Raw genomic sequence first — 25,378 nt, 5'->3', positions numbered from 1 at the left:
CCGACGGAGCATCGGGGGATGCAGATGACAAGCGCTCCGCACCTGCTGGCCGAGGACGGACCCGAGTACGAGCGGATCCTGGGCGACGCACTGCGCCACGCTCATGAACGCCCGGACCTGGAGGGCGTCGGTGACCGGCTCAACACCGAACAGCTGCGCACCATGGCGCTCAGCGCCACGGCGCTGATCACCGCCGCCGCGGCCACCGAGTACGAGCACTACGTCGAGGCCCGGGACGAACTGCGCCGGGCCTCGACCGCCGCCGAAGCGGCCGACGGGCTCCCGGCCGTGGACGGGCCGCAGAGCACGGCGGCCGGGGCGGGGGCCGGCATAGGCGCGGTCGTCACGGTCCTGACCCCGCTGCTGGCCGGTACCGCGGCCGTCATCTTCCTGCTCGTCGGCTATCTGCTCAAGGCGGTCAGCCCCTCGGTGGCCTTCGGCGACTCCATGGTCGCCGCCGGGTGGTTCTTCGCGGCGGTCGCCGCCGCCGCGATCCTGGTCGCGGCGGTCGGACTGCTCGTCACCGCGCTCCGCAACAGCACGACGTCCCTGGCCGCCGAGGACGAGGAACAGGAGCTTCCGGAGGAGGTCGCACGAGCCCGGGAGGCCTGGCGCCACGCCCTGCTGGAGCGCGGCATCCTCCCGTTCCTCCGGGACGCCCTGGCCGACCCCACCGCGGGCCCCGCCGCGCGGACCCCGCACCGTTCGCCCCACCGCATCCCGAAGGTGGGCTACAGCAGGCCGGACTTCTCGGGCCCGGACGACGGACCGGCGGCCGGCCCCCGGCCGACCTTCACCAGCCCCGACTTCACCAGCCCGGACTTCGGCGGCCCCGAACACCGCCCGGACTGACGGGCCGCGGCCCGGACCGCCTTCCGTCTGCGGTTCGGTGCCGGCTCCGCTTCCGCTTCCGCTTCCGCTGCCGCATCCTGCTCCGGGGTCCGGCCCCGCCTCCGGCTCCGGACGCACCGCGGGCCGGGGCGGCAAGTGCCGCGCCCGGCCCGGGGAGACGCTCCGGACGGACCGGAGCGGTGGATCAGATGCCCTGCGGAGCCAGCTTCGGGTTGGCGCCGTGCTGGTTCGTCTCCGGCTTGCCCTCCGAGGCGAGGAAGACGATCAGGATGATGAAGCCGACCAGCGGGACGAACGCGATGAAGAACCACCAGCCCGAGCGGCCGGTGTCGTGCAGCCGGCGCACCAGGACCGCCAGCGACGGGACGAGGACCGCGAGGAGGTAGAGGTAGTACGGGATCTGCGTGTCTATCGCCGTGCCGATGACCGACAGCACGACACCGATGATGAAGTTGAAGAGCACGAACATCCAGTACTCCTTACGGCGCGCGCGTCCGCTGAAGCCTGCGTAGTTCTTGAGTACGTCCAGGTACCAGTTCACTGTGTTTCCCTCCCCGGGCCCCCGTTCCGAGGGCGCACCAATTTCAGCCAAGCAAGCCGGAAAGTAAGCCACGGATAAGGAAAGGGTCAAGCGCAGGTGAGCCGGCGGCCAAACGTACATCCAGCTGCCACACGACTGTGTCCATACTGTCGCTTAACAAGGCGGTTAACCGTGCCAAACAGCGGTGAACCAGCTGTAGTTACCCGTAAAGGCGCGGACCGGGCGAAGGCGGGCCCCGGCACCATGACAGGGCCCGGTGGTCCCTGCCATGGTGCCGGAACGGATCAGTCGGCGATAGGCAGGTAGACCCGGTTGCCGGCGGCCGCGAACTCCTTCGACTTCTCGGCCATGCCCTCCTCGATCTCCTCCTGGGAACCGCCGTGCTGACGCCGGATGTCCTGGGAGATCTTCATCGAGCAGAACTTCGGCCCGCACATCGAGCAGAAGTGCGCCGTCTTCGCGGGCTCGGCGGGCAGCGTCTCGTCGTGGAACTCCCGTGCCGTGTCCGGGTCGAGGGCCAGGTTGAACTGGTCCTCCCACCGGAACTCGAACCGCGCGTCGGACAGCGCGTCGTCCCACTCCTGCGCGCCCGGGTGCCCCTTGGCGAGGTCGGCCGCGTGGGCGGCGATCTTGTAGGTGATCACGCCGGTCTTCACATCGTCCCGGTTGGGCAGCCCCAGGTGCTCCTTGGGCGTGACGTAGCAGAGCATCGCCGTGCCCCACCAGGCGATCATCGCGGCGCCGATGCCCGAGGTGATGTGGTCGTAGGCGGGCGCGACATCCGTGGTCAGCGGGCCGAGCGTGTAGAACGGCGCCTCCTCGCAGATCTCCTGCTGGAGGTCGATGTTCTCCTTGATCTTGTGCATCGGGACATGCCCGGGACCCTCGATCATGGTCTGCACGCCGAACCGCTTGGCGATCGTGTTCAGCTCGCCCAGCGTGCGCAGTTCGGCGAACTGCGCCTCGTCGTTGGCGTCCGCGATCGACCCGGGGCGCAGTCCGTCCCCCAGCGAGTAGGTGACGTCGTACGTCGCGAGGATCTCGCAGAGCTCCTCGAAGTGCTCGTAGAGGAACGACTCCTTGTGGTGCGCCAGACACCAGGCCGCCATGATCGAGCCGCCGCGCGAGACGATGCCGGTCTTGCGACGGGCCGTCAGCGGGACGTACGGCAGGCGCACGCCGGCGTGGACCGTCATGTAGTCCACGCCCTGCTCGGCCTGCTCGATGACGGTGTCCTTGTAGATCTCCCAGGTCAGCTCCTCGGCCCGGCCGTCGACCTTCTCCAGGGCCTGGTAGAGCGGGACGGTGCCGATCGGCACGGGGGAGTTGCGCAGCACCCACTCCCGGGTGGTGTGGATGTTGCGGCCGGTGGACAGGTCCATGACCGTGTCGGCGCCCCACTTCGTCGCCCAGGTCATCTTGTCCACCTCCTCCTCGATGGAGGAGGTGACGGCCGAGTTGCCGATGTTGGCGTTGACCTTCACCAGGAACCGCTTGCCGATGATCATCGGCTCGATCTCGGGGTGGTTGACGTTGGCCGGCAGTACGGCCCGGCCCTCCGCGATCTCCTCACGGACGACCTCGGCCTCGACGTTCTCCCGGATCGCCACGTACTCCATCTCCGGGGTGATCTCCCCCCGGCGGGCGTACGCGAGCTGGGTGACGGGGCGTCCGTCGCGGCTCCGGCGCGGCTGGCGCGGACGGCCGGGGAACACCGCGTCGAGGTTGCGCAGCCCGCCGCGCGGCGAGGTGTGCTTGAGCCCGTCGTCCTCGGGGCGGACCGGGCGACCCGCGTACTCCGCGGTGTCACCGCGGGCGATGATCCAGTTCTCCCGCAGGGGCGCGAGACCGCGGCGGACATCGGTGTCGATGCCGGGATCGGTGTACGGCCCCGACGTGTCGTACAGCGTCACGTCCTTGCCGTTGGTGAGGTGCACCTGTCGGACCGGCACCCGGAGGTCCGGGCGCGAGCCCTGGACGTACCCCTTGTGCCAGCCGATGGACTTCCCGGCCTCGTCGCCCTGGTGCGCGGCGTTCTGTTTCGAGGCAGGCGTGCGTGCGTCCGATGTGGTCATGAGACCTACTCCCTACGCCGGCATTACCCGGTAACAGGTTCGGCGGTCGGCGCAGCGAGTCCCGTACGGATGTACGGCGATCAGCGCCCTCTCAGCCCGGTGCTCCGAGCTCCCGCGTGTGCAAAGGTGCCTCCACGCTAGCGTCCTTTCCGGCGAGCTGACCAGAGGGCCCTCCCGTTCTTGCGATGATCGCCCCGTGACCTCCCCCCAAAGCGACCCCGCACCCCAGCCGCCGCCCCAGGGCCACAGCCACGGCCACACGCACAGCCACGGGCCCGCCGCGCCGGTCTCCCGACACCTGCGCAAGGTCATCGCCGCCGTGCTGATCCCGTTCGCGACGGCGGTCGTCGTCGGCCTGATCGCGTTCTGGCCCGGCGGCGTGCCCGACCACGAGCGCACCGGCGTCGGATTCGACCGGCAGACCCAGGACGGCAAGGTCGTCCAGGTGGTCAAGGTCGACTGCGCGGACGTCAACGCCGCGCAGGTGCCCCCGACCGGCGACACCTCCACACCCTCGGGCCGGGAGGCCGTCAACGAGCAGGAGGGGGACTGCGCGAAGGCCACCATCGAAGTGACCAGCGGCGACGACAAGGGCCGCAGGTTCGTCGAGGTGGTCCAGCCGGACGCGCCCCGGCAGCTGAAGGAGGGTCAGGGCGTGGTCGTGGCCTACGCGCCCGACGCGCCGCGCGACCTCCAGTATTCCGTGACCGACGTGGACCGGAAGGTCCCGATGGCGCTGCTCGCCGGGATCTTCGCGCTCGCCGTGGTCCTGGTGGGCCGGTTCCGCGGGCTGATGGCCCTGGTGGCGCTGGCCGTGTCGTTCGTCGTACTGACCCTGTTCATCCTGCCGGCCATCCTGCAGGGCTCGAATCCGCTGGTCGTGGCGGTGATCGGGGCCAGCGCGATCATGCTGGCTGCGCTCTATCTCTGTCACGGGGTGACGGCCCGTACCTCGGTCGCGGTCGTCGGCACGCTGATCTCGCTGCTGCTGATCGGGCTGCTGGGGTCCCTGTTCATCGGCTGGGCGAGCCTCAGCGGCAACACCGACGACAACACCGGCCTCATCCACGGCCTCTACCCGGACATCGACATGAGCGGTCTGCTGCTGGCCGGTGTCATCATCGGTTCGCTCGGGGTGCTCGACGATGTGACGGTCACACAGACCTCCGCCGTCTGGGAACTGCACCAGGCCGACCCGGAGATGGGTTGGAAGGGGCTGTACCGGGCAGGTATCCGTATCGGGAGGGACCACATCGCCTCGGTGGTCAACACCCTGGTGCTGGCGTACGCGGGCGCGGCGCTGCCGCTGCTGCTGCTCTTCTCCATCGCCCAGAGCAGTGTGGGGACGGTGGCCAACAGCGAGCTGGTCGCCGAGGAGATCGTCCGCACCCTGGTCGGGTCGATCGGCCTGGTCGCCTCGGTGCCGGTGACCACGGTGCTCGCCGCGCTGGTCGTCTCCGCGGACCGCCCGGGGCCCGGCGGCGCGCAGACGGCTACGGCCGCGCCCGCGCGGAGCGGCCGGGGCCGTCGACGCAAGAAGTGATGACGGGCTGTCGGCGCGCGACAGGATGACGGACCGTCGGCTGTACCCGCCCGGTCAGCCGGCGTTCTGCTCCTCGGCGAGGATGCGGCCGAGCGCGTCCTCCAGATTCCCGTCGAAGTCACCCTGCGTGTGCTCCTGACCGAGCGGCACGAGCTTGTCCGTCCGGTCGAGAAACGCCACCAGTGGCGCCGTTCCTGCCCGGAACAGCGCACGGTCCGCGCCGACCTGGAGCCGGATGTGCACATCGCCGAGGCCCTCGGGCTCGGTCGGGCCGATGTGCACATCTCCGTCGCCGCTCGGGCTGTTGAGCCCGTCCAGCAGCAGTTCGCGGCCGAACGCCCAGGTCACAGGGGCATCGCCGGGCAGGTGGAACGTCATCCGGATGGCGTACGGATCGCCGACCTCGTACCGGAGCTCCACCGGAATACGGAACGAGAGCTCCTCGGAGACGAGGAAGCTCATCATGACCTCTGCTTGAACCGACTCGCGCATCGTTCAACCCCGCAGTAGATGAAACTGGCCAGGAATGATCCCCCATGGCCCTATTGACGCCATCGTGGTGCACGCGATAGCAGATCACAAGGAGTGATTTTTCAGATACTGATAGAGAACACGAACGAACGCAAGAGGCTGGCGACTTCGCCACGTAGCTGTTCGACTGCGGGCAGCAACCGATCTTCCCGCTCCAGGGGTACGGAAATGGCCATCGCCGCAATGGTGGCACCGGCTGTGACGGGAATCGCGGCGCACACGGTCCCCAGTGCGTACTCCTGGCGTTCGATGACCGGTTCACCTCGTCGGAGGGTGCGCAGCCGCTCCAGAAGTGTGGCGCGATCTCGCACTGAGTAACGGGTGAGCGGGCGTACGGGGTGCCGGTCGAGGTGGTCCTCGCGGGCCCGCTCGTCGAGCTGGGCGAGCAGACACTGGCCGATGGCGTGCGCGTGGGCGGTCTCCCGGAACGAGGCCCACTCCTCCACCGCCGGGGTGTCGGGGGCGTCCGCGACCGCGATGAGCTCGATCTCGCCGTCGCAGTAAACGGCGCAGTACACCGGGGCGCCGATGGCGTCGCGCCAGTGGCCGAGGGAGTCGGCGACGGACGTGGGGCGTGGGCGGCTCCGGCCGCCGGGGGCGGCGGTCAGGTTCTCGGCGGCCGCACCGAAGAGGAAGACGCCGTTCTCACGGCGGAGATAGCCCTCGTGGGTGAGGGTCCGCAGCAGGTGGTAGGCGGTCGGCAGCGGAAGCCCCGCCTCACGTGCCAGTTGCTTGGCGGGAGCCCCGTCCCGATGGGCGCCCACAGCCTCCAACAGCCTCAACGCCCGCTGAACCGAACCGATCAACGTCGGGACAGCGGTGCTCGATGCCGTGGTCAAAGGTCACCCCCAGGCATGGTGACGGGCCGTCGGCCCTCCCGTGGGGGCCGCCCCCACGGGCCTGCCGCGATCCCGAGGACCGGAGGGGACCGGAGATCCGGTGACCCGTGACCGGCGAGGACCGGTCCGGGCGCCGGCGATCGGAGGCCAACGACCGGACTGTCGTACCCAGGACCGATCAGGCGATCGATATGGTGACGGAAGGTCACATTCCGGATGGCGGCAGCGGTTTGCCACTGTATCGGCCGCCTGCGGCAGACGGGTGGTTTCTTTCGGGACTTAGCTCTGCTGGGCTAATGCTCCCGGGACGCTGACCGCGCCGCGCCCTTCGGAACCGGGCCGGCCGAGTCGGACGGAACAGGCCGGCCCCCGCGCCGGCCCGGGATCCGTGTTCTACCAGTCACCGCGCGAGGACGACGACGACATGAACTTGCGGACGACGAAGATCAGACCGCCGACCACGACGACGAAGACCAGCACCTTGAAGAGCAGGCTGATCACGAAGCCGACCACGCTGGCGATCAGACCGCCGAACACGAAGATCGCAATGACGGGCACCGCGATCCACTTCACCCACCAGGGCATTCCCGCGAATATCTCCCGCACGGCCATCGCCTCTACCTCGTCTCTGTGAAGTCCTTGCCTCGATGCTAAGGGCGTGAGGTCGCCCGGTGGGCGGTCGGCAGCCCTTGAAGACCCCTGATCCAGCCCCTAGGGATCCCCGAGAAAAGAACCTCCGGTGCCCGGACATCCGGGCCGGTGGCCTCAGCCCTCCGGCGGCGAGAAGACGACCATGACCCTCAGGTCCTCGGTGATGTGGTGGAACTTGTGTGCCACCCCCGCGGGCACATACACCACGCTGCCCCTGCCGACCTGCGTCGTCTCCATCCCCACCGTGATCGCCGCCCGCCCGCTGACGACGAAGTACACCTCGTCCTGCTGGTGGGGCTGCTGCGGATCGAGTTCGCCCGCGTCCAGGGCGTACAGGCCGACGGACATATTGCGCTCCCGCACGAACTGCAGATAGGCGCCGTCGTTGGCGGCACGCTCCGCCTCCAGCTCGTCCAGTCTGAATGCCTTCATGGCCCGTCCCGCCCCTTGTGCCCACGCTGTCGGCTGTATCCGTACTGCCGGTGTCCACCACCGATCATGTCTGCCACGATCAGACACATGAAGAATTTCGTAGTCAAGACGATCGCCAACGCGGGTGCGCTGGCCGTTGCCATCTGGCTGATCGGCAACATCACGCTGGAGGGCGGCAGCACCGGCCGCAAGGTCCTCACCCTGATCCTCGTCGCGCTGATCTTCGGCCTGGTGAACTTCCTGGTGAAGCCGGTGGTCCAGCTGCTGACGTTCCCCTTGTTCATCCTGACGCTGGGGTTGATCACGCTGGTGGTCAACGCCCTGATGCTGCTGCTGACCTCCTGGCTGGCCGGCGTGTTCGACCTCAGCTTCCACGTCGAGGGGTTCTGGACGGCGGTGCTCGGCGGGCTGATCATCTCGGTCGTGTCCTGGGCGCTCAATGTCGTCCTGCCCGACGAGGACTGATACCGGTACCAGGATCTGGCGAAGGTCCGCTCCGGGGCCTCTGAGAGAGTGCGGAAGGACACCGGTCCACCACCGGGTCCACCCGATCCACCAGCGGTTTCACCAGCCGGGAATGCAGTGAAGGAGCAGCATGAGCACCATGGGCGACGGAACGCGTGCGGTACGCGCCGGGCTTCCCGAACCGGAGCAGTTCGAACCGACCCTGCCCGGCCCGGTCTTCGCCGCGCACTTCCATCTCTCCGGCGACCCGGTGGGCCCCTACACCTACGGCCGGGAGACCAACCCGACCTGGACCCACCTGGAGCGGGCCATCGGCGAGCTGGAGGCTCCCGGTGAGGAGGTGAGCACGACGGTGTTCGCCTCGGGCATGGCGGCGATCACCGCGGTGCTGCTCTCCCAGGTCCGCTCGGGCGACGCCGTCGTCCTGCCCGACGACGGCTACCAGGCGCTGCCGCTCGTACGGGAGCAACTGGCGGCGTACGGAGTCGAGGTCCGGACCGCGCCGACCGGCGGCGACGCCCAGCTGGCCCTGCTGACCGGCGCGAAACTGCTGTGGATCGAGAGCCCGTCCAACCCGGGCCTGGACGTCTGCGACATCCCGCGGCTGGTGGAGGCCGCGCACGCGGCGGGCGCCCTGGTCGCCGTCGACAACACCCTGGCCACCCCGATCGGCCAGCGCCCGCTGGCGCTGGGCGCCGATTTCTCGGTCGCCAGCGACACCAAGGGCATGACCGGGCACGGCGACATCCTGCTCGGCCATGTGACCTGCCGCGACCCCCGGCTGACGGCGGACGTACGGCGCTGGCGCAAGGTCGTCGGGGCGATCCCCGGGCCGATGGAAGCCTGGCTCGCGCACCGCTCGCTGGCCACCCTCCAGCTCCGCATCGACCGGCAGTGCACCACCGCGCTCACCCTCGCCGAGGCGCTGGCCAAGCGTGCGGAGGTCACCGGCCTGCGGTATCCGGGCCTGCCCACCGACCCGTCGTACGCCGTCGCCGCACGCCAGATGCGGCGCTTCGGCTCCGTGGTCTCCTTCGAGCTGGCCGACCGGGAGACCGCGGAGCGCTTCCTCTCCGCGCTGCGCCTGGTCGACGACGCGACGAGCTTCGGCGGCGTCCGGTCCACCGCGGAGCGCCGGGGCCGCTGGGGCGGCGACGCCGTGGCGGAGGGCTTCATCCGCTTCTCGGTCGGCGCGGAGGACCCCGAGGACCTGCTCGCCGACGTCGAACAGGCGCTGGACACGGCAGTCCGGTAGGGCCTGTCGTGGGCCGGGGAGTTTCAGACGGCCCTCGACGGGCCACGCTCTTGCCATGACCGAACGTCCTGTGGTCAAGCGCACCGCACGCGCCGTCCTGCTCGACGGCGACGATCTCATCCTGATCAAGCGCACGAAGCCGGGAGTCGATCCGTACTGGCTCACGCCCGGCGGCGGGGTCGAGCCGGAGGACGCCACCGTCGTCGAAGCGCTGCACCGCGAGGTCGACGAGGAGCTCGGCGCCAAGATCGTCGATGTGGTGCCGTGCTTCGTCGACACCGTGGAGCACATCGCGGACGGCGGCGTGACAGGAGTGAAGGTCCAGCACTTCTTCGTCTGCCGGCTGGCGTCGATGGACCTCTCGCTGCGGCACGGACCGGAGATCGACGAGCCCACCGGGGAGTACGAGATCGTCCGGGTGCCGTTCAGCCGGGTCGGGATCGCGGCCGTGCACCTCGTACCGCTGTCCCTGCGGCACTACCTGGACGGCAACATCGAAGGCGTACGGGCGATGCACGCCCCCGACCTGGGCTGACCTCCGCCACTCCGGGCAAGCGCCCTCGTCCCGGCCGGGGCGCGTACTCCCCGGCCGGTACGCGTGGATACTCCCGGTGCCGGACGACCCGGGGCGCGCGGCTCGGCATCGTGTTTCACGTGAAACCACTCAAGCGCCCCGTACGCCGAGGGGTCCTCGTCGCCCATGTCGCCGTCTCCGTCAGCTGGCTCGGTCTGACCGTCGGTCTGCTGACGCTCGGCCTCACCGCCTTCCTCACCGGAGACCCGGCCACCGCGAGTGCCGCCACCCGGGCCATGAAGGTCTTCGGTGACTGGCTGGTGGTCCCGGTGGCGTTGCTCTCCCTGGTGAGCGGTCTGGTGCTGGCGCTGGGCACGCCGTGGGGCCTGGCCCGGCACCGCTGGGTGTGGATCAAATTCTGGCTGACCCTGATCACCACCGGACTGTCGATCTTCTCCCTGCGCCCCGGTATCGACGCGGCGGTCGCCGACGAGGTGGTCGACATCAACCTCGTGATCGCGCCGTCGGTGGCCACGGCCACCTATCTCTTCATCACCGCGATCTCGGTACTGAAGCCCTGGGGGCTCACCCGGCGCGGCAGGCGGCTGCGGATCTCGGCCAGTTCCGCGAAATCGGTGGACGCGCCATCTCCCCGTCAGACAGCCTGACCCCATGCACAGCCCATCACCCCGCTCCCTCGTCGACCTGCCGATCCGGCGCCTGAACCGGGGAGATCTGGTCCCCTGCGCCGATCTCTGCGAGGACCGCGGCTGGCCGCGCGACGAACACCGGTGGGGGCTGCTCCTCTCGGCCGGCATCGGATACGGAATCGACGCCCCGGACGGCAAGGGCCTGGCCGCGACCTGCCTGACCACGCCGTACGGATCCGACCTCACCGCGGTGGGCATGCTGCTCGTCGCCGGGCGCTACGGACGTCAGGGGCTCGCCCGGCGGCTCATGCGACACGTGATGGAGGCGGTGGGGGACAGCCCGCTCGCGCTGTACGCCACCGAGCAGGGGCGCCCGCTCTACGAAGGCCTCGGCTTCTCCCCCGTGGGCCGGGCCGAACGCGTCGGTGGCCGTTTCGGGGCTCCCCGGCCCGGCGGCTCCCCCTCGGCCGCTCCCTCCCGCCCGTCCCTGACCACCCGCCCGGCCGCTGCGGACGATCTGCAGGCGATGGTCCGGCTCGACCTCCCCGTGTTCGGCGCCGACCGGACGCATCTCCTCGCCCGGCTGCCCGCCTTCTCCGACCGGCTCCAGGTCGCCGAGGAACACGGTGAGCTGGTCGGCTACGCGGCACTCTGGCCGAGCGGGCACGCCGCGGTGGTCGGGCCGCTGGTGGCACGGGACACGGCCACCGCGCAGGCTCTGGTCTCGGCCCTGGCCGGGACGACGGACCGGCCGCTGCGGGCCGACATCGACGGTCGGCACAAGGAACTGCTCGGCTGGCTGACGGAGCACGGTCTGGAGCCTCTCTCCTGGACCACCGTGATGACGTACGGCCTCGCGGAGCTGCCGGGCGACGCCGCCCGCCGGTTCTCCCCGCTCACCGTCGCGACGGGCTGACGCGGAACAGCCGCACCGCCCTCGTGGGGTGGTGCGGCTGATGCGTGGTGGTGGTGCGGGTGCTTTCGGTGCTGCTGTTTCTCGGTGCTGCTGTTTCGCCGTGCGCTGTTGCGCGGTGTCCTGGGGTCAGTGCCGGGCCGCCGCCGCGGCGGCCGGTTCGGGGCTGCTCCCGGCGACGATCCTGCCCCTGCCGGTGTCCCGGCGCTCCAGCAGGCTGGAGAGCACGGCCAGGACCAGCGCGGACGCGGCGAGCACGGCGCCGACCCAGTTGGGGGCGGTGTAGCCGAGACCGGCCGCGATCACGAGGCCGCCGAGCCAGGCGGAGAGGGCGTTGCCGAGGTTGAAGGCCCCGATGTTGACGGCGGAGGCCAGCGTCGGCGCACCCGACGCCTGATCGAGGACCCGCTTCTGCAGCGGCGGCACGGTCGCGAAGCCCAGGGCGCCGATCAGGACGATGCTGACGGCCGCGGCGAACTTGTCGTGGGCGGTCACGGTGAACAGGCCGAGGACCACGGCGAGCGCGCCGAGCGAGACGTACAGCAGGGGCATCAGGTGGCGGTCGGCGAGCTTGCCGCCGATCAGGTTGCCGCCCACCATGCCGAGGCCGAAGAGGACCAGCAGCCAGGTGACGGACGAGGCGGAGTAGCCGGCGACCTCGGTCATCATCGGGGTGATGTAGGTGATCGCGGCGAAGACTCCGCCGAAGCCCAGGACGGTCATGGCCATCGCCAGCAGGACCTGGACGTTGCGGAACGCGGCCAGCTCATGGCGGATGCGCACGCCTTCCGGCTTGGGCTGGTCCGGGACGAGCTTGGCGACGCCGAGCAGGCCCACGACGCCGAGAACGGCGACGACGAGGAACGTGGTCCGCCAGCCCGCGGTCTGTCCGAGATAGGTGCCGAGCGGAACTCCGACGACGTTGGCGACGGTGAGCCCGGTGAACATCATCGCGATGGCCCCGGCCTTCTTCTGCGGGGCGACCAGATCGGCCGCGACCACCGAGCCGATACCGAAGAACGCACCGTGGGCGAGGGAGGCGATCACCCGTCCGGCGAGCATCACGCCGAAGACGGGGGCGAGTGCGGACACCACGTTGCCCACGATGAACAGCCCCATGAGGAGCATCAGCATGCGTTTACGGGTGACGCGGGTGCCGAGCAGCGTCATCAGCGGGGCGCCGAGGACCACACCGAGCGCGTAGCCGGTCACCAGGAAGCCTGCGGTCGGGATCGAGACCTGGAAGTCACCGGCGACCTCGGGGAGCAACCCCATGATCACGAACTCGGTCGTTCCGATCCCGAACGCCCCGATGGCGAGAGCGAGGAGCGCGAGCGGCATGGGTTCACCTTCTCTGAAAATTGCGTCTGCGCCTTACGAGCGTCCACAATAATTGCAGACGCCGATTAATTGCAAGCGCGGGCTATTGCAGACGTCCTCTATCCTGGAGTCACGCAGCTCCCGCCCGGAGGAGAGAGACATGACAGCGACCGACCCCGCCCTGACCGCCATCGCCCAGAGCTGGTGCGCGCTCTCGCTGCTCCACGGGAAGATCGAGGCCCGGATCGAGCGGGCCCTCCAGGCCGGCCACGGGCTGAGCGCACGCGAGTACTCGCTGCTCGACGTGTTGAGCCGGCAGCACAGCGGCCCCGGCGGGCATCTGCAGATGAAGCAGGTCGCCGACGCCGTCGTCCTCAGCCAGAGCGCCACCACCCGGCTCGTCACCCGGCTCGAGGACCGTGGGCTGCTGACCCGCTATCTGTGCGACACCGACCGCCGAGGCATCTACACCGACGTCACCGAGGCCGGGCTCACGCTGCTGGAGGCCGCCCGGCCGACGAACGACGGCGCCTTGCGGACGGCCCTGGACGAAGCGGCGGAGAACCCGGAGCTCGCCCCTCTGGTCAGGGCGGTCGAGGAGCTGAAGGTTCCGGTCTGACCGGCGCCGATCGACTCCGACCGGCCCCCGATCGACGTGCCGCCGCCCGGGACCGCCCGCCTAGGATGCCGATCATGAGTGATCTCGAAATACGCCCTGTCGCCCCGGACGACCTGGCCGCGGTGGTCGCGATGCTCGCCGACGACCCTCTGGGCGCACAGCGCGAGTCCCCGGACGACCTCGCCCCGTACCGGGAAGCACTGCAGCGGCTGGCCGACGACCCGAACCAGCATGTCGTCGTCGCCGTTCGCGAGGACCGGGTCGTCGGCACCCTGCAGCTGACCATCGTCCCGGGGCTGTCCCGGCGGGGCGCGACCCGCTCGATCATCGAGGGCGTCCGTATCCATGGCGACGAGCGCGGCAGCGGCCTCGGCACCCAGCTCATCCAGTGGGCGGTGGACGAATCCCGCCGCCAGAACTGCCAGTTGGTGCAGCTGACCTCGGATGTCACCCGCGAGGACGCACACCGCTTCTACGAGCGGCTCGGCTTCACGGCCAGCCATGTGGGCTTCAAGCTGGCGCTCTGACGAGGGTGGGCCGGTGGGTGTTTCACGTGAAACACCCACCCGCTCCCGGGGGACGCACCACCGGCCGAAGCCGCTCGGCCGCTCCTCGGCCGGTAGCTCAGCCGCCGAGCCCGCGCCAGCCCTCCGCGTCCACACCGCCGGGCACGGCCGCCCCGGACTCGTAGGGCTCCCGGGTGAAGACGAACGAGCCGAGGTCGAGGTGGTCGACCGAGCCGTCGGCCCGGCGGACGACGCGCAGCGTCTCCCCCGCGTAGTAGTCGTTCTGGCCCGTCCAGGTGCCGTCCGACCGATAGGTGAAGGCCGCACCCCGCCCCTTGCCGCCCAGCGGCGTGAGCCGCAGCCCCCGGTCCCCCGTGAGCGTCAGCGTGAACGTGCTGGTGCCCCAGTGCCAGATCCCGGTCAGCGCGAGCAGTTCGTCGTCCACCTCGGGCAGCGGACGCCACGGGTCCGGGATCCGCGGCTCGGCCTCGACGACGATCCCCAGCAGTTCGGCGGCGACCGTCGCGGCGGGCAGCCCGGAGGTGGCGTTCGCGAGGACCACCGCCGCCACATCCTCCTCCGCGCAGACCCAGAGGCCGGCGACGAACCCGGGAAGCGATCCCGAATGCCCGAAGAGCACGCGCCCTTCGCCCCCGACGATCTGGAGCCCGAGACCGTACCCGCTGCCGCCCGTCTCGACCGGCGCGGCCGGCGTCCGCATCTCCCGCACGGAGGAGGCCGACAGGACCCGGTCGTCGCCCTCGGTCAGGAAGGCGGCGAACCGCAGCAGGTCCGCCGTGGTGGACCAGAGCTGCCCTGCGGGCGCCATGATCCCGAGGTCCTCGGAGGGCTCGCTCAGCATGACGTCGGCCCAGGGGTGGACGGCCCAGCCGCCCGCGTGCGGCGCCACCGGAACGGCCGTCGTCCGGCGCATACCCAGCGGCTCCAGGATCTCGCGGCGCAGCGCCTCCTCCCAGGAGACCCCGCGTACCGCTTCGACCAGCGAACCGAGCAGGGTGTAACCGGGGTTGGAGTAGTGATGGCGGTGGCCGGCCGGATGCATCTGCGGCCGGTCCCCCAGCACATCGGCGAGCCCGGGCCGCAGACTGCCGGGCGTCCGCTCCCACCAGGGCGCGGGTGTCTCGGCGCCCAGCCCCGCGGTGTGGCCGAGCAGCTGATAGACGGTCGCCCCGCCCGCGCCCGTGCCGGGAAGGTGCTTCTCCAGGGGGTCGTCCAGGTCGATCAGGCCCTCGTCCCGCAGCCGCAGCACCAGAACGGCCGTGAACGTCTTGGTGATCGACCCGATCCGGTACTGCGTGTCGGCGTCGGGAGCATGCCCCTCGACGCACGTACGCGCCCCGCTCCAGGCCGTACGCCCCTGGCGCCGCACGGCGGCCACGACGGACGGCGCACGGCCGTCCCGCTGTGCGACGGCGATACGGTGCACCAGGGCACGCCGGGTGGTGGGAAGCAGCTCTTCGTCGATGGAAGTCATGGTCCAACCCCTACCTGACGGCCCGCCCCTTGACGAACCCTTTTCCCCGGAGTCGAGAGCTTCCGCGCTCCGGGCACCGGGCGGACCGGCACCGGTGGGCTCCCGGCGCGTTCACAGAGACCCGAGAAACCCTCTGACGGCTCCGGCGAATTCCACCGGAACGGTCTCATGGACGGAGTGCCCGGCCGGAAGCTCCACGAGCCGGGTACGCGGACTCCGTGCCGCCATGCTCCTCGCGTGCTCGGCGCTCAGGACCGTACTGCGGCTGCCGCGCGCCAGCAGGGCCGGGCAGGCGCCGGCCGGCCAGTCGCCCCAGTGATCTCCGCTGGTCGAGGGCGACGACCCGCACCGCATCGCCCGGTTCACCGGCGAGACGCGTGAACGTACGCCCGTCCGCGAAGTGCCCGTGCAGTGCCGGCCGCGGACGGCCCGGGCCACCGAAGTCGAGAAGGGAAAGCCGCCGCCCGGACACGTGCACCGCGCGGCGTCCCGGCTCGGGCGGAGTCCTTGTCGTCATGGCCGCCAGTACGAGCACTCCTCGACGCGAGGTCAGAAGGCCCCGGTGTGGTGGTCCAGCAGGCGGGTGAGCAGCCGGACGAGCTGGTCGCGTTCGGACGGGCTCAGCGGCGCGAGCAGTTCGCCCTCCAGACCGTCCAGGGCCTCGTCCAGCAGGCTCAGGCGTCGGCGGCCGAGGGCGGAGACCGTGATGACGTTGCGGCGGCGGTCCTCGGGATCGGGCACCCGCTCGACGAGGCCGCGCTCGGCCAGCTCGTTGAGCACGCCGACCATGTCGCTCCGGTGGATACCGGAGCGCTTGCTCAACTCGGCCTGGCTGCCGGGCCCGTACTCCTCCAGCGAGGCGAGCACCGCGTAGTGCCACTTGCGCGCGTCGACCCGAACCAGCCCGTCGCTGATCAGCCGGTCCGACCGCACGGTCAGCTGCGACAGCAGTCGACTAGGCCGCCGACGCAGCCTCTCGGGCGTCCGGGCGGTGCCGTCCTCCGGAACACCCACGTTCTCGGCTCCGCCCATGACGTCCGCTCACTCCTTGCGCAGGGCCGACCGAAGCTGTACGTTCGCTCGCGCCGAAACCGTTGGTGTCACTAACGTTAACCCGACAAACGTTCGCGGCACAGACGTCGGCCCTGCGAACTCCCAGGAAGGAAGATCCGCCATTCCCACCAAGACCGTGCAGATCCCCACCGCGGACGGCCTGTCCGACGCCTTCGCCGCCCGTCCCGACCAGGGCGAGCGGCATCCGGGGGTCCTGATGTACGCGGACGCCTTCGGCATCCGGCCCGTCGTGCGGGAGATGGCCCGCGAACTGGCCGGGCACGGGTACTACGTGCTCGTCCCCAACTTCTTCTACCGGAACGGGCCGACGCCGGTCGTCGACCTTCCCGAGCACATCGGGGAGGAGGACCGGCCCGCGCTCATCGGCCGGCTGATGCCCCTCATCGAGGCGCACACCACCGAACGCGTCCTGCGCGACGCCGACGCCTACCTCGGCTTCCTCGCGGATCAGCCCGAAGTGGCGGCCGGACCGGTCGCGGTGACCGGCTACTGCATCGGCGGCCTCCTGGCGACCCGCACCGCCGCGGCCCGCCCCGGACAGGTCGCCGCCCTCGCCGCGTTCCACGCCCCCGTCGCCGCCGACGGGCCCGACAGCCTGCGCCGCCTCACCGCCGAGGTCCACTTCGGCCACGCCGCCACGGACATCACGCCCGAGGCGCTCGGCGAGCTCAACCGGTCCCTGGACGCCGCGCGGATCGACTACACCTCCGAGATCTACCCGGACACCGTCCACGGCTTCACCATGTCCGACACCGACGCCTTCGACCCGGCCGGTCTGCGCCGCCACTGGGACCGGCTGCTTCCCCTCCTCACCCGCGCCCTGACGCACGGCTGACGCTCCGGGCGCGTCCGGCGCAGGCCCGGGCGGCAGGCGCGTCCGTCAGGTCTGCGCCATGTCGACGAAGCGGGAGTAGTGCCCCTGGAAGGCCACGGTGATGGTGGCCGTCGGACCGTTACGGTGCTTGCCGACGATGATGTCGGCCTCGCCCGCACGCGGTGACTCCTTCTCGTACGCGTCCTCGCGGTGGAGCAGGATGACCATGTCGGCGTCCTGCTCGATGGAGCCGGACTCACGCAGGTCGGACACCATCGGCTTCTTGTCCGTGCGCTGCTCGGGGCCACGGTTCAGCTGCGAGAGCGCGATCACCGGCACCTCCAGCTCCTTGGCCAGCAGCTTCAGGTTTCGGGACATGTCCGAGACCTCCTGCTGACGGCTCTCGGACCGCTTCGAGCCACCGGCCTGCATCAGCTGCAGATAGTCGATGATCACGAGCTTGATGTCGTTGCGCTGCTTGAGCCGGCGGCACTTCGCACGGATCTCCATCATCGACAGGTTGGGGGAGTCGTCGATGTAGAGCGGGGCGGCGGAGACCTCGGGCATCCGGCGCGCGAGCCGCGTCCAGTCCTCGTCCGTCATCGTGCCGGACCGCATGTGGTGCAGGGCCACCCGCGCCTCGGCCGACAGCAGACGCATCGCGATCTCGTTGCGGCCCATTTCGAGGGAGAAGATGACGCTGGGCAGGTTGTTCTTGATCGACGCGGCACGCGCGAAGTCCAGCGCCAGCGTGGACTTGCCCATGGCGGGGCGGGCCGCGATGACGATCATCTGGCCGGGGTGCATGCCGTTGGTCAGGGCGTCGAGGTCCGTGAAACCCGTCGGCACACCGGTCATCTCGCCGCTGCGCGAGCCGATCGCCTCGATCTCGTCGAGCGCGCCCTCCATGATGTCGCCGAGCGGGAGGTAGTCCTCGCTGGTGCGCTGCTCGGTGACCGCGTAGATCTCGGCCTGCGCGGAGTTGACGATCTCGTCGACGTCCCCGTCGGCCGCGTATCCCATCTGCGTGATCTTCGTGCCCGCCTCGACCAGCCGCCGGAGCACCGCCCGCTCGTGGACGATCTCCGCGTAGTACGAGGCGTTGGCCGCGGTGGGGACGGACTGCACCAGGGTGTGCAGATACGGCGCTCCGCCGACCTTGGTGATCTCCCCGCGCTTGACCAGCTCGGCGGCGACGGTGATCGGGTCGGCCGGCTCGCCCTTGGCGTAGAGGTCGAGGATCGCCGTGTAGACGGTCTCGTGGGCGGGGCGGTAGAAGTCGTGCCCCTTGATGATCTCCACGACGTCCGCGATGGCGTCCTTGGACAGCAGCATGCCGCCGAGGACCGACTGCTCGGCGTCGAGATCCTGCGGCGGCACCCGCTCGAACCCGGGGGAACCGCCTTCCCATGCCTCGTCCGAGCCGCGGTCGTGGCGGTCCTCCCGCCCCTTGCGGTCCCCGCGACGCTGGCGGGAGACAGGCAGACGGTCCCCGGGACCGGTCTCGGTCCAGGGGTCGTCCAAAGGCTCGGGAATGCTCACCGGGCCGCCTCCTCCCGTCCGCATCGCGGACCTAGCCGTGCCACTCTTTCTTACGGCACGGCACCGACAAACAGGTCGCCCGACTCCACTTCCGGCGCGTCTGGTTCGGTGGATTCCGGTGCCGGGACGGAGTGCGGGCGCCGCACTACGGTAGGCCCCTCCGCACCGTCAGCCAATCTGGTTATCCACAGGGCATGTGGACGACGGACCAGATGCTGTGGAGAACCCCGCCGAACCTGTGCACGGACCGGGGGACAGCACTGTGGACAAACTCATAGCGACCTCGGCGTAACCCATCTGACCTGCGCCTTCTCCGTCCACCGACTGTGGGGGAGAAAAACTTTCGCCCTCATTCCAAGATCACCACAAACAGCGCGGGAGGGAAGGCCCCGCCCGGGCAGAAGTAAGGGCCAACAAGCAATTGCATCTCTTACCTGTGGAAGATTAGATTGACCCCCATGACCAAGGCCCCCGCGACCTCGAAGAACGGCCGCCGACGACACGACCGTGAGATCTTCGCCCTTGCCGTGCCGGCCTTCGGCGCGCTCGTCGCCGAGCCCCTGTTCGTGATGGTCGACAGCGCCGTCGTCGGCCACCTCGGCACCCCGCAACTGGCCGGGCTCGGCATCGCCGCGGCCCTTCTGATGACCGCCGTGAGCATCTTCGTCTTCCTCGCCTACGCGACCACGGCGGCCGTCGCCCGCCGCGTCGGGGCGGGCGATCTGCCCGCCGCCATCCGGCAGGGCATGGACGGTATCTGGCTCGCCCTGCTGCTCGGAGTCGCCGTCGTCGCCCTCGCGGTACCGACGGCCCCCTGGCTCGTCGACGTCTTCGGCGCGTCCGACACCGCGGCCCCGTACGCCATCACGTACCTGAGGATCTCCATCCTCGGCATCCCGGCCATGCTCGTCGTGCTCGCCGCCACCGGCGTACTGCGCGGCCTCCAGAACACCCGCACCCCGCTGTACGTCGCCATCGGCGGTTTCACGGCGAACGCCGTCCTCAATGTGACCCTCGTCTACGGTGCCGGGCTCGGCATCGCCGGATCCGCGTGGGGAACGGTGATCGCCCAGGTCGCCATGGCCGCCGTCTACCTCGTCGTGGTGGTCCGCGGAGCCCGGAGGCATGGCGCCTCCCTGCGCCCCGACGCGGCCGGCATCAGGGCCAGCGCACGGGCCGGCGTCCCTCTGCTGGTCCGGACCCTGTCCCTGCGCGCCGTCCTGATGATCGCCACCGCCGTCGCCGCCCGGCTCGGTGACGTCGACATCGCCGCGCACCAGATCATCCTCTCCCTCTGGAGCCTGACCGCCTTCGCGCTCGACGCCATCGCCATCGCGGGGCAGGCGATCATCGGCCGCTATCTGGGGGCGAACGACGAGAAGGGAGCGCGCGAGGCCTGCCGCCGCATGGTCGAGTGGGGCATCGGCTGCGGCATCGTGCTCGGCGTCCTCATCGTGCTCGCCCGACCCCTGTTCATCCCGCTCTTCACGAGCGACCCCTCGGTGAAGGACACCCTGCTCCCCGCGCTCCTGGTCGTGGCGGTCTCCCAGCCGATCGCCGGAGTGGTCTTCGTCCTGGACGGCGTCCTGATGGGAGCCGGCGACGGACGCTATCTCGCCTGGGCGATGCTGGTGACGCTCGCCGTCTTTGCTCCCGTCGCACTCCTGGTGCCCACGCTCGGCGGCGGGCTCACCGCGCTCTGGTGGGCGATGACGTTGATGATGGCCGTCCGCCTCATCACGCTCTGGCTGCGCACGCGATCGGGCCGGTGGATCGTCACCGGCGCCACGCGCTGATCCGTACGCTTCACGGCGTGGGCGGCTTGTTTCACGTGAAACAGGCCGCCCGTTTCACGTGAAACGTCCGTGGTGTTTCACGTGAAACACCACGGACGCCGGAACACGGTGAAGGGCCCCACCCAACGGGTGCGGCCCTTCACTGACTCAGCTGAGCTCTGCCCTTAGGCAGCAACGACCTCGACGCCGAGCTTCGCCGCAACCTCGGGGTGCAGACGGACGGACACCTGGTGTCCGCCGAGCGTCTTGATCGGCGAGCCGAGCTCGACGCGACGCTTGTCGACGTCGGGACCACCGGCAGCCTTGATCGCCGCAGCGACGTCGGCCGGGGTAACCGAGCCGAAGAGACGGCCGGCGTCGCCGGAGCGAACAGCCAGACGGACCTTCACGCCCTCGAGCTTGGCCTTGATCTCGTTGGCCTGCTCGATCGTCGCGATCTCGTGGATCTTGCGGGCGCGGCGGATCTGCGCCACGTCCTTCTCGCCGCCCTTGGTCCAGCGAATGGCGAAGCCACGCGGAACCAGGTAGTTACGGGCGTACCCGTCCTTGACGTCGACGACGTCGCCGGCGGTGCCGAGGCCGGAGACCTCGTGGGTGAGGATGATCTTCATGCTCTTGTCACCCTTCCCTTATCGCGCGGTGGACGTGTAGGGCAGCAGCGCCATCTCACGGCTGTTCTTGACAGCCGTGGCGACGTCACGCTGGTGCTGCGTGCAGTTGCCGGTGACGCGGCGGGCACGGATCTTGCCACGGTCGGAAATGAACTTCCGCAGCATGTTCGTGTCCTTGTAGTCCACGTACTGGGTCTTGTCCTTGCAGAACGCGCAGACCTTCTTCTTAGGCTTGCGCACAGGCGGCTTCGCCATGGTGTTTCTCCTGTGTGATCAAGAAGTGGGGGTACGAGCAGCCCTAGAAGGGAGGCTCGTCCGAGTAGCCGCCGCCAGAGGAGCCGCCGGAACCGCCGGAGCTTCCGCCCCAGCCGCCTCCGCCGCCCTGCTGTCCCCCGCCGCCCTGGCCGCCGGCCGGCGCGCCGGTCGCCCACGGGTCGTCGGCGGGTGCACCGCCGCCGCCCTGCTGGCCACCGCCACCGGGACCGCCGCCCCAGTTGCCGCCGCCCTGCTGGCCGCCGCCGTATCCACCCTGGCCGCCCTGACCACCGCGACCGGTGGTCTTGGTGACCTTGGCCGTGGCGTTCTTGAGGCTGGGGCCGACTTCCTCGACGTCCAGCTCGTAGACCGTGCGCTTGACGCCCTCACGGTCCTCGTAGGACCGCTGCTTCAGCCGGCCCTGCACGACGACGCGCATGCCTCGCTGGAGCGACTCCGCGACGTTCTCCGCCGCCTGACGCCAGACCGAGCAGGTGAGGAACAGGCCTTCGCCGTCCTTCCACTCATTGGTCTGCCGGTCGAAGATGCGGGGAGTGGACGCGACACGGAACTTCGCGACCGCCGCACCGGACGGGGTGAAGCGCAGCTCGGGGTCGTCGACGAGATTGCCGACGACCGTGATGACGGTCTCGCCTGCCATTGGGTGAACCTCTCGGCGGGGATTGCTTCTGGCTGCTTGCTGCTACTCGGACCCGAAAACCGCTGAGCTAGATGCTCAGTGGATCTCGGGACGGAGGACCTTGGTCCGGAGGACCGACTCGTTCAGGTTCATCTGGCGGTCGAGCTCCTTGACGACCGCAGGCTCGGCCTGCAGGTCGATGACCGAGTAGATGCCCTCGGGCTTCTTCTTGATCTCGTAGGCGAGCCGACGACGGCCCCAGGTGTCGACCTTCTCCACCTTTCCGTCGCCCTCACGGACGACGGAGAGGAAGTTCTCGATCAGCGGGGAGACTGCTCGCTCCTCGAGATCGGGGTCGAGGATGACCATCACCTCGTAGTGACGCATGTGGAACCCACCTCCTTTGGACTCAGCGGCCACGGTCGTTCCGTGGCAGGAGGGTCGTGATGCGTGTCGCAACGGCGTTCCCGAGGAAAACACCCGGCACTGACAATCCGCTCCCGAACGATCCCGGAGTGGGGGTTTGGGTAGAGGCTCGCCGTGCTGGCCTGGGCAGACACCGGTGCAGACCGTACAGACTACCCGTAGACCGGCTTCCGGTTGAAATCAGGAGCTCAGAGGGCACAATCGAGACAGATGCGGTGTGAGAGGCGCTACACCCGCCGCGGTGCGGGAGGCGCTGGATCCACCGCCCATCCGTCCGGCCAGGAGGTACTCCATGGCACAGACCATTCGCCCCGCCACCGGCTCGCTCTTCGCGACGGACGGCAAGCCGCACCCGCTCCAGGACACCCTGCTCGCCGTGACCCTCGTGCTGGGCGCTCTCGCCTTCGTGACGGCGATGTTCCACCACCTGCACCTGATCAGCTCGTGGGCCGGGCTGGTCGGCATCCTGACCGGTGGGTTCGGGATGTACGTCTCCAAGACGACCGGCGAGCGGTTCGGCCTGGTCATCGGACTCGGTCTGTCCGCCGTCGGCTTCTTCCTCGGTATGGCCCACGGCGGCCTCTTCGGCGGCGTGATCACCTGACCGGACCACCGGCCGGAGCACGGACCGGCGCGGGCGCCGGGCGCCCGCGCCGGTCCGTCGTACGTTCCTGCCCCCCGGGGCCAGGCCGGGCGGCCCTCGGTCACAGTAGGCTTCGGCGCGAGAGCCGGAGCCCCTGACCGATGGGGACACACCTGCCGAGGAGCGCCCCGCATGAGCCTGACCCTGAGGACCATCAGCCGAGAGCAGCATCTGGCGTACATCCAGAGCCTGCCCTCGGCCAGTCACTGCCAGGTCCCGGCGTGGGCTGATGTGAAGACCGAATGGCGCTCGGAGAACCTGGGCTGGTTCGACAAGAACGGCGAGATCGTCGGCGCCGGCCTCGTCCTGTACCGCCAGCTGCCCAAGATCAAGCGCTACCTGGCCTACCTCCCCGAGGGCCCGGTCATCAACTGGTACGCACCGAACCTGGACGACTGGCTCCAGCCGATGCTCGCCCACCTCAAGCAGCAGGGCGCCTTCTCCGTGAAGATGGGCCCGCCGGTGGTCATCCGCCGCTGGGACTCCGCGGCCATCAAGTCCGGCATCCAGGACCCGGACGTGAAGCGCCTGCGCGACGTCGAGGCCACGCACATCGAGCCGCGCGCCTTCGAGGTCGCGGACCGACTGCGGAAGATGGGCTGGCAGCAGGGCGAGGACGGCGGCGCCGGATTCGGTGACGTACAGCCCCGCTACGTCTTCCAGGTGCCGCTGGCCAACCGCTCGCTGGAGGACGTCCTCAAGGGCTTCAACCAGCTGTGGCGCCGCAACATCAAGAAGGCCGACAAGGCCGGCGTCGAGGTCGTCCAAGGCGGCTACGAGGACCTGGCCGAGTGGCAGCGGCTCTACGAGATCACCGCCGTGCGCGACCACTTCCGGCCGCGCCCGCTCTCGTACTTCCAGCGCATGTGGACCGTCCTCAACTCCGAGGACCCCAACCGGATGCGGCTCTACTTCGCCCGCCACAACGGCGTGAACCTCTCCGCCGCCACGATGCTCGTCGTCGGCGGACACGTCTGGTACTCCTACGGCGCCTCCGACAACATCGGGCGCGAGGTCCGGCCGTCGAACGCGATGCAGTGGCGCATGCTGCGCGACAGCTACGCGATGGGCGCGACCGTCTACGACCTGCGCGGGATCAGCGACTCGCTGGACGAGACCGACCACCTCTTCGGCCTGATCCAGTTCAAGGTCGGCACCGGCGGCGAGGCCGTCGAGTACGTCGGCGAGTGGGACTTCCCGCTCAACAAGCTGCTCCACAAGGCGCTCGACATCTATATGTCGCGCCGCTGACCGGCTTCACCACCTCTCGCCGCACCACCCGTTCGTTTCCCTGATCCACCGCAGCCACCAGAAAGGTTCCGGGCCGCCATGGCGCTCTCCCTCTACGTCGACACCGCGCGCTGGCGGGCGCACCAGAAGTCCGTGATCGACCAGTTCCCCGGTCTCGTACCCGTCTGCAAGGGCAACGGCTACGGCTTCGGCCACGAGCGCCTCGCCGACGAGACGATCCGCTTCGGGTCCGACACCCTCGCCGTCGGGACCACCTACGAGGCGGCCCGGATCAAGGACTGGTTCAGCGGCGACCTGCTCGTCCTGACCCCGTTCCGGCGCGGTGAGGAGCCCGTACCACTGCCGGACCGCGTCATCCGGTCCGTCTCCTCCGTCGACGGGGTGCACGCCCTGGTGGGCGCCCGGGTCGTCATCGAGTGCATGAGCTCCATGAAGCGCCACGGCGTCAAGGAGGAGGAGCTCGGGCAGCTGCACGCGGCGATCGAGGACGTACGGCTCGAAGGCTTCGCCCTGCACCTGCCGCTGGACCGCACCGACGGCTCCGACGCCGTCGAGGAGGTCATCGGCTGGATGGACCGGCTGCGCGCGGCCCGACTGCCGCTGCACACCATGTTCGTCAGCCATCTGCGCGCCGAGGAGCTGGCCCGGCTCCAGCAGCAGTTCCCGCAGACCCGCTTCCGCGCCCGTATCGGCACCCGGCTCTGGCTCGGCGACCACGAGGCCACCGAGTACCGGGGGGCCGTCCTGGACGTCACGCCCGTCGTCAAGGGCGACCGCTTCGGCTACCGCCAGCAGAAGGCCGCGTCCGACGGCTGGCTGGTCGTCGTGGCCGGCGGTACGTCCCACGGGGTCGGCCTGGAGGCGCCCAAGGCGCTGCACGGCGTGATGCCGCGGGCGAAGGGCGTCGCCCGCGCGGGCCTGGCCACGGTCAACCGCAACCTGTCGCCGTTCGTCTGGGCGGGCAAGCAGCGGTGGTTCGCCGAGCCGCCGCACATGCAGGTGTCGATCCTGTTCGTGCCCTCGGACGCCCAGGAGCCGCGCGTCGGCGACGAGCTGGTCGCCCATCTGCGCCACACGACCACGCAGTACGACCGGCTCGTCGACCGCTGAGCCGCCCGTCCTGAG

The 25,378-nt window shown here is 69.9% G+C and carries 28 protein-coding genes and 1 riboswitch; of the genes, 14 read left to right on the top strand and 14 right to left on the bottom strand.

What is annotated here, in order from left to right:
* The first annotated feature begins 18 nt into the window (after nucleotides 1-18).
* Nucleotides 19-852, top strand: coding sequence for a hypothetical protein (locus tag KV381_RS18435; RefSeq protein ID WP_086777590.1), 834 nt, complete (start codon nucleotides 19-21; stop codon nucleotides 850-852).
* Nucleotides 853-1,036: 184 nt separating this feature from the next.
* Here KV381_RS18435 and KV381_RS18430 read toward each other — a convergent pair whose 3' ends face one another.
* Both KV381_RS18430 and thiC read right to left on the bottom strand, forming a co-directional pair.
* Nucleotides 1,037-1,393 (bottom strand): DUF805 domain-containing protein, encoded by a 357-nt coding sequence (locus tag KV381_RS18430; RefSeq protein ID WP_030626875.1) that lies wholly within the window; start codon nucleotides 1,391-1,393, stop codon nucleotides 1,037-1,039.
* Nucleotides 1,394-1,677: 284 nt separating this feature from the next.
* Complete coding sequence (thiC, locus tag KV381_RS18425) at nucleotides 1,678-3,468, bottom strand: phosphomethylpyrimidine synthase ThiC (protein ID WP_030077314.1); 1,791 nt, start codon at nucleotides 3,466-3,468, stop codon at nucleotides 1,678-1,680.
* A riboswitch (TPP riboswitch) is annotated at nucleotides 3,461-3,594 on the bottom strand. (Overlaps the previous gene by 8 nt.)
* Before the next feature lie 70 nt (nucleotides 3,595-3,664).
* Between thiC and KV381_RS18420 the strand changes: the two genes are divergently transcribed.
* Complete coding sequence (locus KV381_RS18420) at nucleotides 3,665-5,011, top strand: YibE/F family protein (protein WP_218785699.1); 1,347 nt, start codon at nucleotides 3,665-3,667, stop codon at nucleotides 5,009-5,011.
* A gap of 54 nt (nucleotides 5,012-5,065) precedes the next feature.
* On the opposite strand, the gene KV381_RS18415 is transcribed toward KV381_RS18420, so the two are convergent.
* From KV381_RS18415 to KV381_RS18400, 4 genes are all read right to left on the bottom strand, one after another.
* Nucleotides 5,066-5,503, bottom strand: a complete 438-nt coding sequence (locus KV381_RS18415) for an SsgA family sporulation/cell division regulator (RefSeq protein WP_030077310.1) — start codon at nucleotides 5,501-5,503, stop codon at nucleotides 5,066-5,068.
* 101 nt (nucleotides 5,504-5,604) lie between these two features.
* Nucleotides 5,605-6,381: an IclR family transcriptional regulator gene (locus KV381_RS18410; protein ID WP_032789937.1), complete on the bottom strand. Its 777-nt coding sequence runs from the start codon at nucleotides 6,379-6,381 to the stop codon at nucleotides 5,605-5,607.
* Nucleotides 6,382-6,774: 393 nt separating this feature from the next.
* Nucleotides 6,775-6,987 carry a DUF5326 family protein gene (locus KV381_RS18405; protein WP_030077306.1) on the bottom strand — a complete coding sequence of 71 codons (213 nt, stop codon included), beginning with the start codon at nucleotides 6,985-6,987 and terminating at the stop codon, nucleotides 6,775-6,777.
* 159 nt (nucleotides 6,988-7,146) lie between these two features.
* Nucleotides 7,147-7,464, bottom strand: coding sequence for a cupin domain-containing protein (locus KV381_RS18400; RefSeq protein WP_030077305.1), 318 nt, complete (start codon nucleotides 7,462-7,464; stop codon nucleotides 7,147-7,149).
* An 87-nt stretch (nucleotides 7,465-7,551) separates the two neighbouring features.
* On the opposite strand from KV381_RS18400, the gene KV381_RS18395 reads away from it, so the two are divergent.
* The 5 genes from KV381_RS18395 (at nucleotide 7,552) to KV381_RS18375 (ending at nucleotide 11,264) form a co-directional block, all read left to right on the top strand.
* Complete coding sequence (locus KV381_RS18395; RefSeq protein WP_030077304.1) at nucleotides 7,552-7,929, top strand: phage holin family protein; 378 nt, start codon at nucleotides 7,552-7,554, stop codon at nucleotides 7,927-7,929.
* Between the two features lie 130 nt (nucleotides 7,930-8,059).
* Entirely contained in the window at nucleotides 8,060-9,184 is a 1,125-nt protein-coding gene (locus KV381_RS18390) for a cystathionine gamma-lyase (RefSeq protein ID WP_030626864.1), read from the top strand.
* Nucleotides 9,185-9,239: 55 nt separating this feature from the next.
* The gene (locus KV381_RS18385) at nucleotides 9,240-9,719 is read left to right on the top strand and encodes an NUDIX domain-containing protein (RefSeq protein ID WP_030077302.1); all 480 of its coding nucleotides are present in this window, start codon (nucleotides 9,240-9,242) and stop codon (nucleotides 9,717-9,719) included.
* A 119-nt stretch (nucleotides 9,720-9,838) separates the two neighbouring features.
* Nucleotides 9,839-10,366: a hypothetical protein gene (locus KV381_RS18380; protein WP_030077300.1), complete on the top strand. Its 528-nt coding sequence runs from the start codon at nucleotides 9,839-9,841 to the stop codon at nucleotides 10,364-10,366.
* A 4-nt stretch (nucleotides 10,367-10,370) separates the two neighbouring features.
* Complete coding sequence (locus KV381_RS18375; RefSeq protein WP_218785698.1) at nucleotides 10,371-11,264, top strand: GNAT family N-acetyltransferase; 894 nt, start codon at nucleotides 10,371-10,373, stop codon at nucleotides 11,262-11,264.
* 126 nt (nucleotides 11,265-11,390) lie between these two features.
* On the opposite strand, the gene KV381_RS18370 is transcribed toward KV381_RS18375, so the two are convergent.
* Entirely contained in the window at nucleotides 11,391-12,602 is a 1,212-nt protein-coding gene (locus KV381_RS18370) for an MFS transporter (protein ID WP_218785696.1), read from the bottom strand.
* A gap of 139 nt (nucleotides 12,603-12,741) precedes the next feature.
* Between KV381_RS18370 and KV381_RS18365 the strand changes: the two genes are divergently transcribed.
* The gene (locus tag KV381_RS18365; RefSeq protein WP_030077294.1) at nucleotides 12,742-13,200 is read left to right on the top strand and encodes a MarR family winged helix-turn-helix transcriptional regulator; all 459 of its coding nucleotides are present in this window, start codon (nucleotides 12,742-12,744) and stop codon (nucleotides 13,198-13,200) included.
* Nucleotides 13,201-13,274: 74 nt separating this feature from the next.
* Complete coding sequence (locus KV381_RS18360) at nucleotides 13,275-13,727, top strand: GNAT family N-acetyltransferase (RefSeq protein ID WP_030077292.1); 453 nt, start codon at nucleotides 13,275-13,277, stop codon at nucleotides 13,725-13,727.
* A 97-nt stretch (nucleotides 13,728-13,824) separates the two neighbouring features.
* Here KV381_RS18360 and KV381_RS18355 read toward each other — a convergent pair whose 3' ends face one another.
* Both KV381_RS18355 and KV381_RS18350 read right to left on the bottom strand, forming a co-directional pair.
* Nucleotides 13,825-15,201 carry a serine hydrolase gene (locus tag KV381_RS18355; RefSeq protein ID WP_218785694.1) on the bottom strand — a complete coding sequence of 459 codons (1,377 nt, stop codon included), beginning with the start codon at nucleotides 15,199-15,201 and terminating at the stop codon, nucleotides 13,825-13,827.
* A gap of 549 nt (nucleotides 15,202-15,750) precedes the next feature.
* Nucleotides 15,751-16,233: a MarR family winged helix-turn-helix transcriptional regulator gene (locus tag KV381_RS18350; RefSeq protein WP_218785692.1), complete on the bottom strand. Its 483-nt coding sequence runs from the start codon at nucleotides 16,231-16,233 to the stop codon at nucleotides 15,751-15,753.
* A 157-nt stretch (nucleotides 16,234-16,390) separates the two neighbouring features.
* On the opposite strand from KV381_RS18350, the gene KV381_RS18345 reads away from it, so the two are divergent.
* Complete coding sequence (locus KV381_RS18345; RefSeq protein ID WP_256995093.1) at nucleotides 16,391-17,110, top strand: dienelactone hydrolase family protein; 720 nt, start codon at nucleotides 16,391-16,393, stop codon at nucleotides 17,108-17,110.
* 45 nt (nucleotides 17,111-17,155) lie between these two features.
* Here the strand turns inward: KV381_RS18345 and dnaB are convergent, their stop codons facing one another.
* Nucleotides 17,156-18,631: a replicative DNA helicase gene (gene dnaB / locus KV381_RS18340; protein WP_026290418.1), complete on the bottom strand. Its 1,476-nt coding sequence runs from the start codon at nucleotides 18,629-18,631 to the stop codon at nucleotides 17,156-17,158.
* Between the two features lie 458 nt (nucleotides 18,632-19,089).
* Here dnaB and KV381_RS18335 point away from each other — a divergent pair, with 458 nt between their 5' ends.
* Entirely contained in the window at nucleotides 19,090-20,427 is a 1,338-nt protein-coding gene (locus KV381_RS18335) for an MATE family efflux transporter (protein WP_218785690.1), read from the top strand.
* 164 nt (nucleotides 20,428-20,591) lie between these two features.
* On the opposite strand, the gene rplI is transcribed toward KV381_RS18335, so the two are convergent.
* From rplI to rpsF, 4 genes are all read right to left on the bottom strand, one after another.
* Nucleotides 20,592-21,038 carry a 50S ribosomal protein L9 gene (gene rplI / locus KV381_RS18330; RefSeq protein ID WP_003967856.1) on the bottom strand — a complete coding sequence of 149 codons (447 nt, stop codon included), beginning with the start codon at nucleotides 21,036-21,038 and terminating at the stop codon, nucleotides 20,592-20,594.
* Nucleotides 21,039-21,056: 18 nt separating this feature from the next.
* Complete coding sequence (gene rpsR / locus KV381_RS18325) at nucleotides 21,057-21,293, bottom strand: 30S ribosomal protein S18 (RefSeq protein WP_003967857.1); 237 nt, start codon at nucleotides 21,291-21,293, stop codon at nucleotides 21,057-21,059.
* 43 nt (nucleotides 21,294-21,336) lie between these two features.
* The gene (locus tag KV381_RS18320; RefSeq protein WP_030077281.1) at nucleotides 21,337-21,954 is read right to left on the bottom strand and encodes a single-stranded DNA-binding protein; all 618 of its coding nucleotides are present in this window, start codon (nucleotides 21,952-21,954) and stop codon (nucleotides 21,337-21,339) included.
* A gap of 75 nt (nucleotides 21,955-22,029) precedes the next feature.
* On the bottom strand, nucleotides 22,030-22,320 hold the full coding sequence (gene rpsF / locus KV381_RS18315) for a 30S ribosomal protein S6 (RefSeq protein WP_018957345.1): 291 nt from the start codon (nucleotides 22,318-22,320) through the stop codon (nucleotides 22,030-22,032).
* Nucleotides 22,321-22,651: 331 nt separating this feature from the next.
* Here rpsF and KV381_RS18310 point away from each other — a divergent pair, with 331 nt between their 5' ends.
* The 3 genes from KV381_RS18310 (at nucleotide 22,652) to KV381_RS18300 (ending at nucleotide 25,363) form a co-directional block, all read left to right on the top strand.
* Nucleotides 22,652-22,963: a hypothetical protein gene (locus tag KV381_RS18310; protein WP_030077279.1), complete on the top strand. Its 312-nt coding sequence runs from the start codon at nucleotides 22,652-22,654 to the stop codon at nucleotides 22,961-22,963.
* Between the two features lie 171 nt (nucleotides 22,964-23,134).
* Nucleotides 23,135-24,253: a peptidoglycan bridge formation glycyltransferase FemA/FemB family protein gene (locus KV381_RS18305; protein WP_030077277.1), complete on the top strand. Its 1,119-nt coding sequence runs from the start codon at nucleotides 23,135-23,137 to the stop codon at nucleotides 24,251-24,253.
* A gap of 78 nt (nucleotides 24,254-24,331) precedes the next feature.
* Nucleotides 24,332-25,363, top strand: a complete 1,032-nt coding sequence (locus tag KV381_RS18300) for an alanine racemase (protein WP_003967862.1) — start codon at nucleotides 24,332-24,334, stop codon at nucleotides 25,361-25,363.
* Nucleotides 25,364-25,378 lie beyond the last annotated feature (15 nt).

The sequence above is a fragment of the Streptomyces sp. WY228 genome (genome assembly GCF_019287315.1).
Taxonomy (GTDB): domain Bacteria; phylum Actinomycetota; class Actinomycetes; order Streptomycetales; family Streptomycetaceae; genus Streptomyces; species Streptomyces caviscabies.
Note: the sequence above shows the minus strand (reverse complement) of the source record. Positions and strands in the feature narration are given on the sequence as shown.

Bases quoted from the DNA above. Each gene is read 5' to 3' on its own strand.
- rpsF (WP_018957345.1), bottom strand. From the start codon at position 22,320: ATGCGTCACTACGAGGTGATGGTCATCCTCGACCCCGATCTCGAGGAG.
- KV381_RS18390 (WP_030626864.1), top strand. From the start codon at position 8,060: ATGAGCACCATGGGCGACGGAACGCGTGCGGTACGCGCCGGGCTTCCC.
- KV381_RS18355 (WP_218785694.1), bottom strand. From the start codon at position 15,201: ATGACTTCCATCGACGAAGAGCTGCTTCCCACCACCCGGCGTGCCCTG.
- KV381_RS18300 (WP_003967862.1), top strand. From the start codon at position 24,332: ATGGCGCTCTCCCTCTACGTCGACACCGCGCGCTGGCGGGCGCACCAG.
- KV381_RS18305 (WP_030077277.1), top strand. From the start codon at position 23,135: ATGAGCCTGACCCTGAGGACCATCAGCCGAGAGCAGCATCTGGCGTAC.
- KV381_RS18415 (WP_030077310.1), bottom strand. From the start codon at position 5,503: ATGCGCGAGTCGGTTCAAGCAGAGGTCATGATGAGCTTCCTCGTCTCC.
- KV381_RS18370 (WP_218785696.1), bottom strand. From the start codon at position 12,602: ATGCCGCTCGCGCTCCTCGCTCTCGCCATCGGGGCGTTCGGGATCGGA.
- thiC (WP_030077314.1), bottom strand. From the start codon at position 3,468: ATGACCACATCGGACGCACGCACGCCTGCCTCGAAACAGAACGCCGCG.
- KV381_RS18385 (WP_030077302.1), top strand. From the start codon at position 9,240: ATGACCGAACGTCCTGTGGTCAAGCGCACCGCACGCGCCGTCCTGCTC.
- KV381_RS18335 (WP_218785690.1), top strand. From the start codon at position 19,090: ATGACCAAGGCCCCCGCGACCTCGAAGAACGGCCGCCGACGACACGAC.
- KV381_RS18395 (WP_030077304.1), top strand. From the start codon at position 7,552: ATGAAGAATTTCGTAGTCAAGACGATCGCCAACGCGGGTGCGCTGGCC.
- KV381_RS18310 (WP_030077279.1), top strand. From the start codon at position 22,652: ATGGCACAGACCATTCGCCCCGCCACCGGCTCGCTCTTCGCGACGGAC.
- KV381_RS18400 (WP_030077305.1), bottom strand. From the start codon at position 7,464: ATGAAGGCATTCAGACTGGACGAGCTGGAGGCGGAGCGTGCCGCCAAC.
- KV381_RS18435 (WP_086777590.1), top strand. From the start codon at position 19: ATGCAGATGACAAGCGCTCCGCACCTGCTGGCCGAGGACGGACCCGAG.
- KV381_RS18360 (WP_030077292.1), top strand. From the start codon at position 13,275: ATGAGTGATCTCGAAATACGCCCTGTCGCCCCGGACGACCTGGCCGCG.
- rplI (WP_003967856.1), bottom strand. From the start codon at position 21,038: ATGAAGATCATCCTCACCCACGAGGTCTCCGGCCTCGGCACCGCCGGC.
- KV381_RS18320 (WP_030077281.1), bottom strand. From the start codon at position 21,954: ATGGCAGGCGAGACCGTCATCACGGTCGTCGGCAATCTCGTCGACGAC.
- rpsR (WP_003967857.1), bottom strand. From the start codon at position 21,293: ATGGCGAAGCCGCCTGTGCGCAAGCCTAAGAAGAAGGTCTGCGCGTTC.
- KV381_RS18350 (WP_218785692.1), bottom strand. From the start codon at position 16,233: ATGGGCGGAGCCGAGAACGTGGGTGTTCCGGAGGACGGCACCGCCCGG.
- KV381_RS18375 (WP_218785698.1), top strand. From the start codon at position 10,371: ATGCACAGCCCATCACCCCGCTCCCTCGTCGACCTGCCGATCCGGCGC.
- KV381_RS18365 (WP_030077294.1), top strand. From the start codon at position 12,742: ATGACAGCGACCGACCCCGCCCTGACCGCCATCGCCCAGAGCTGGTGC.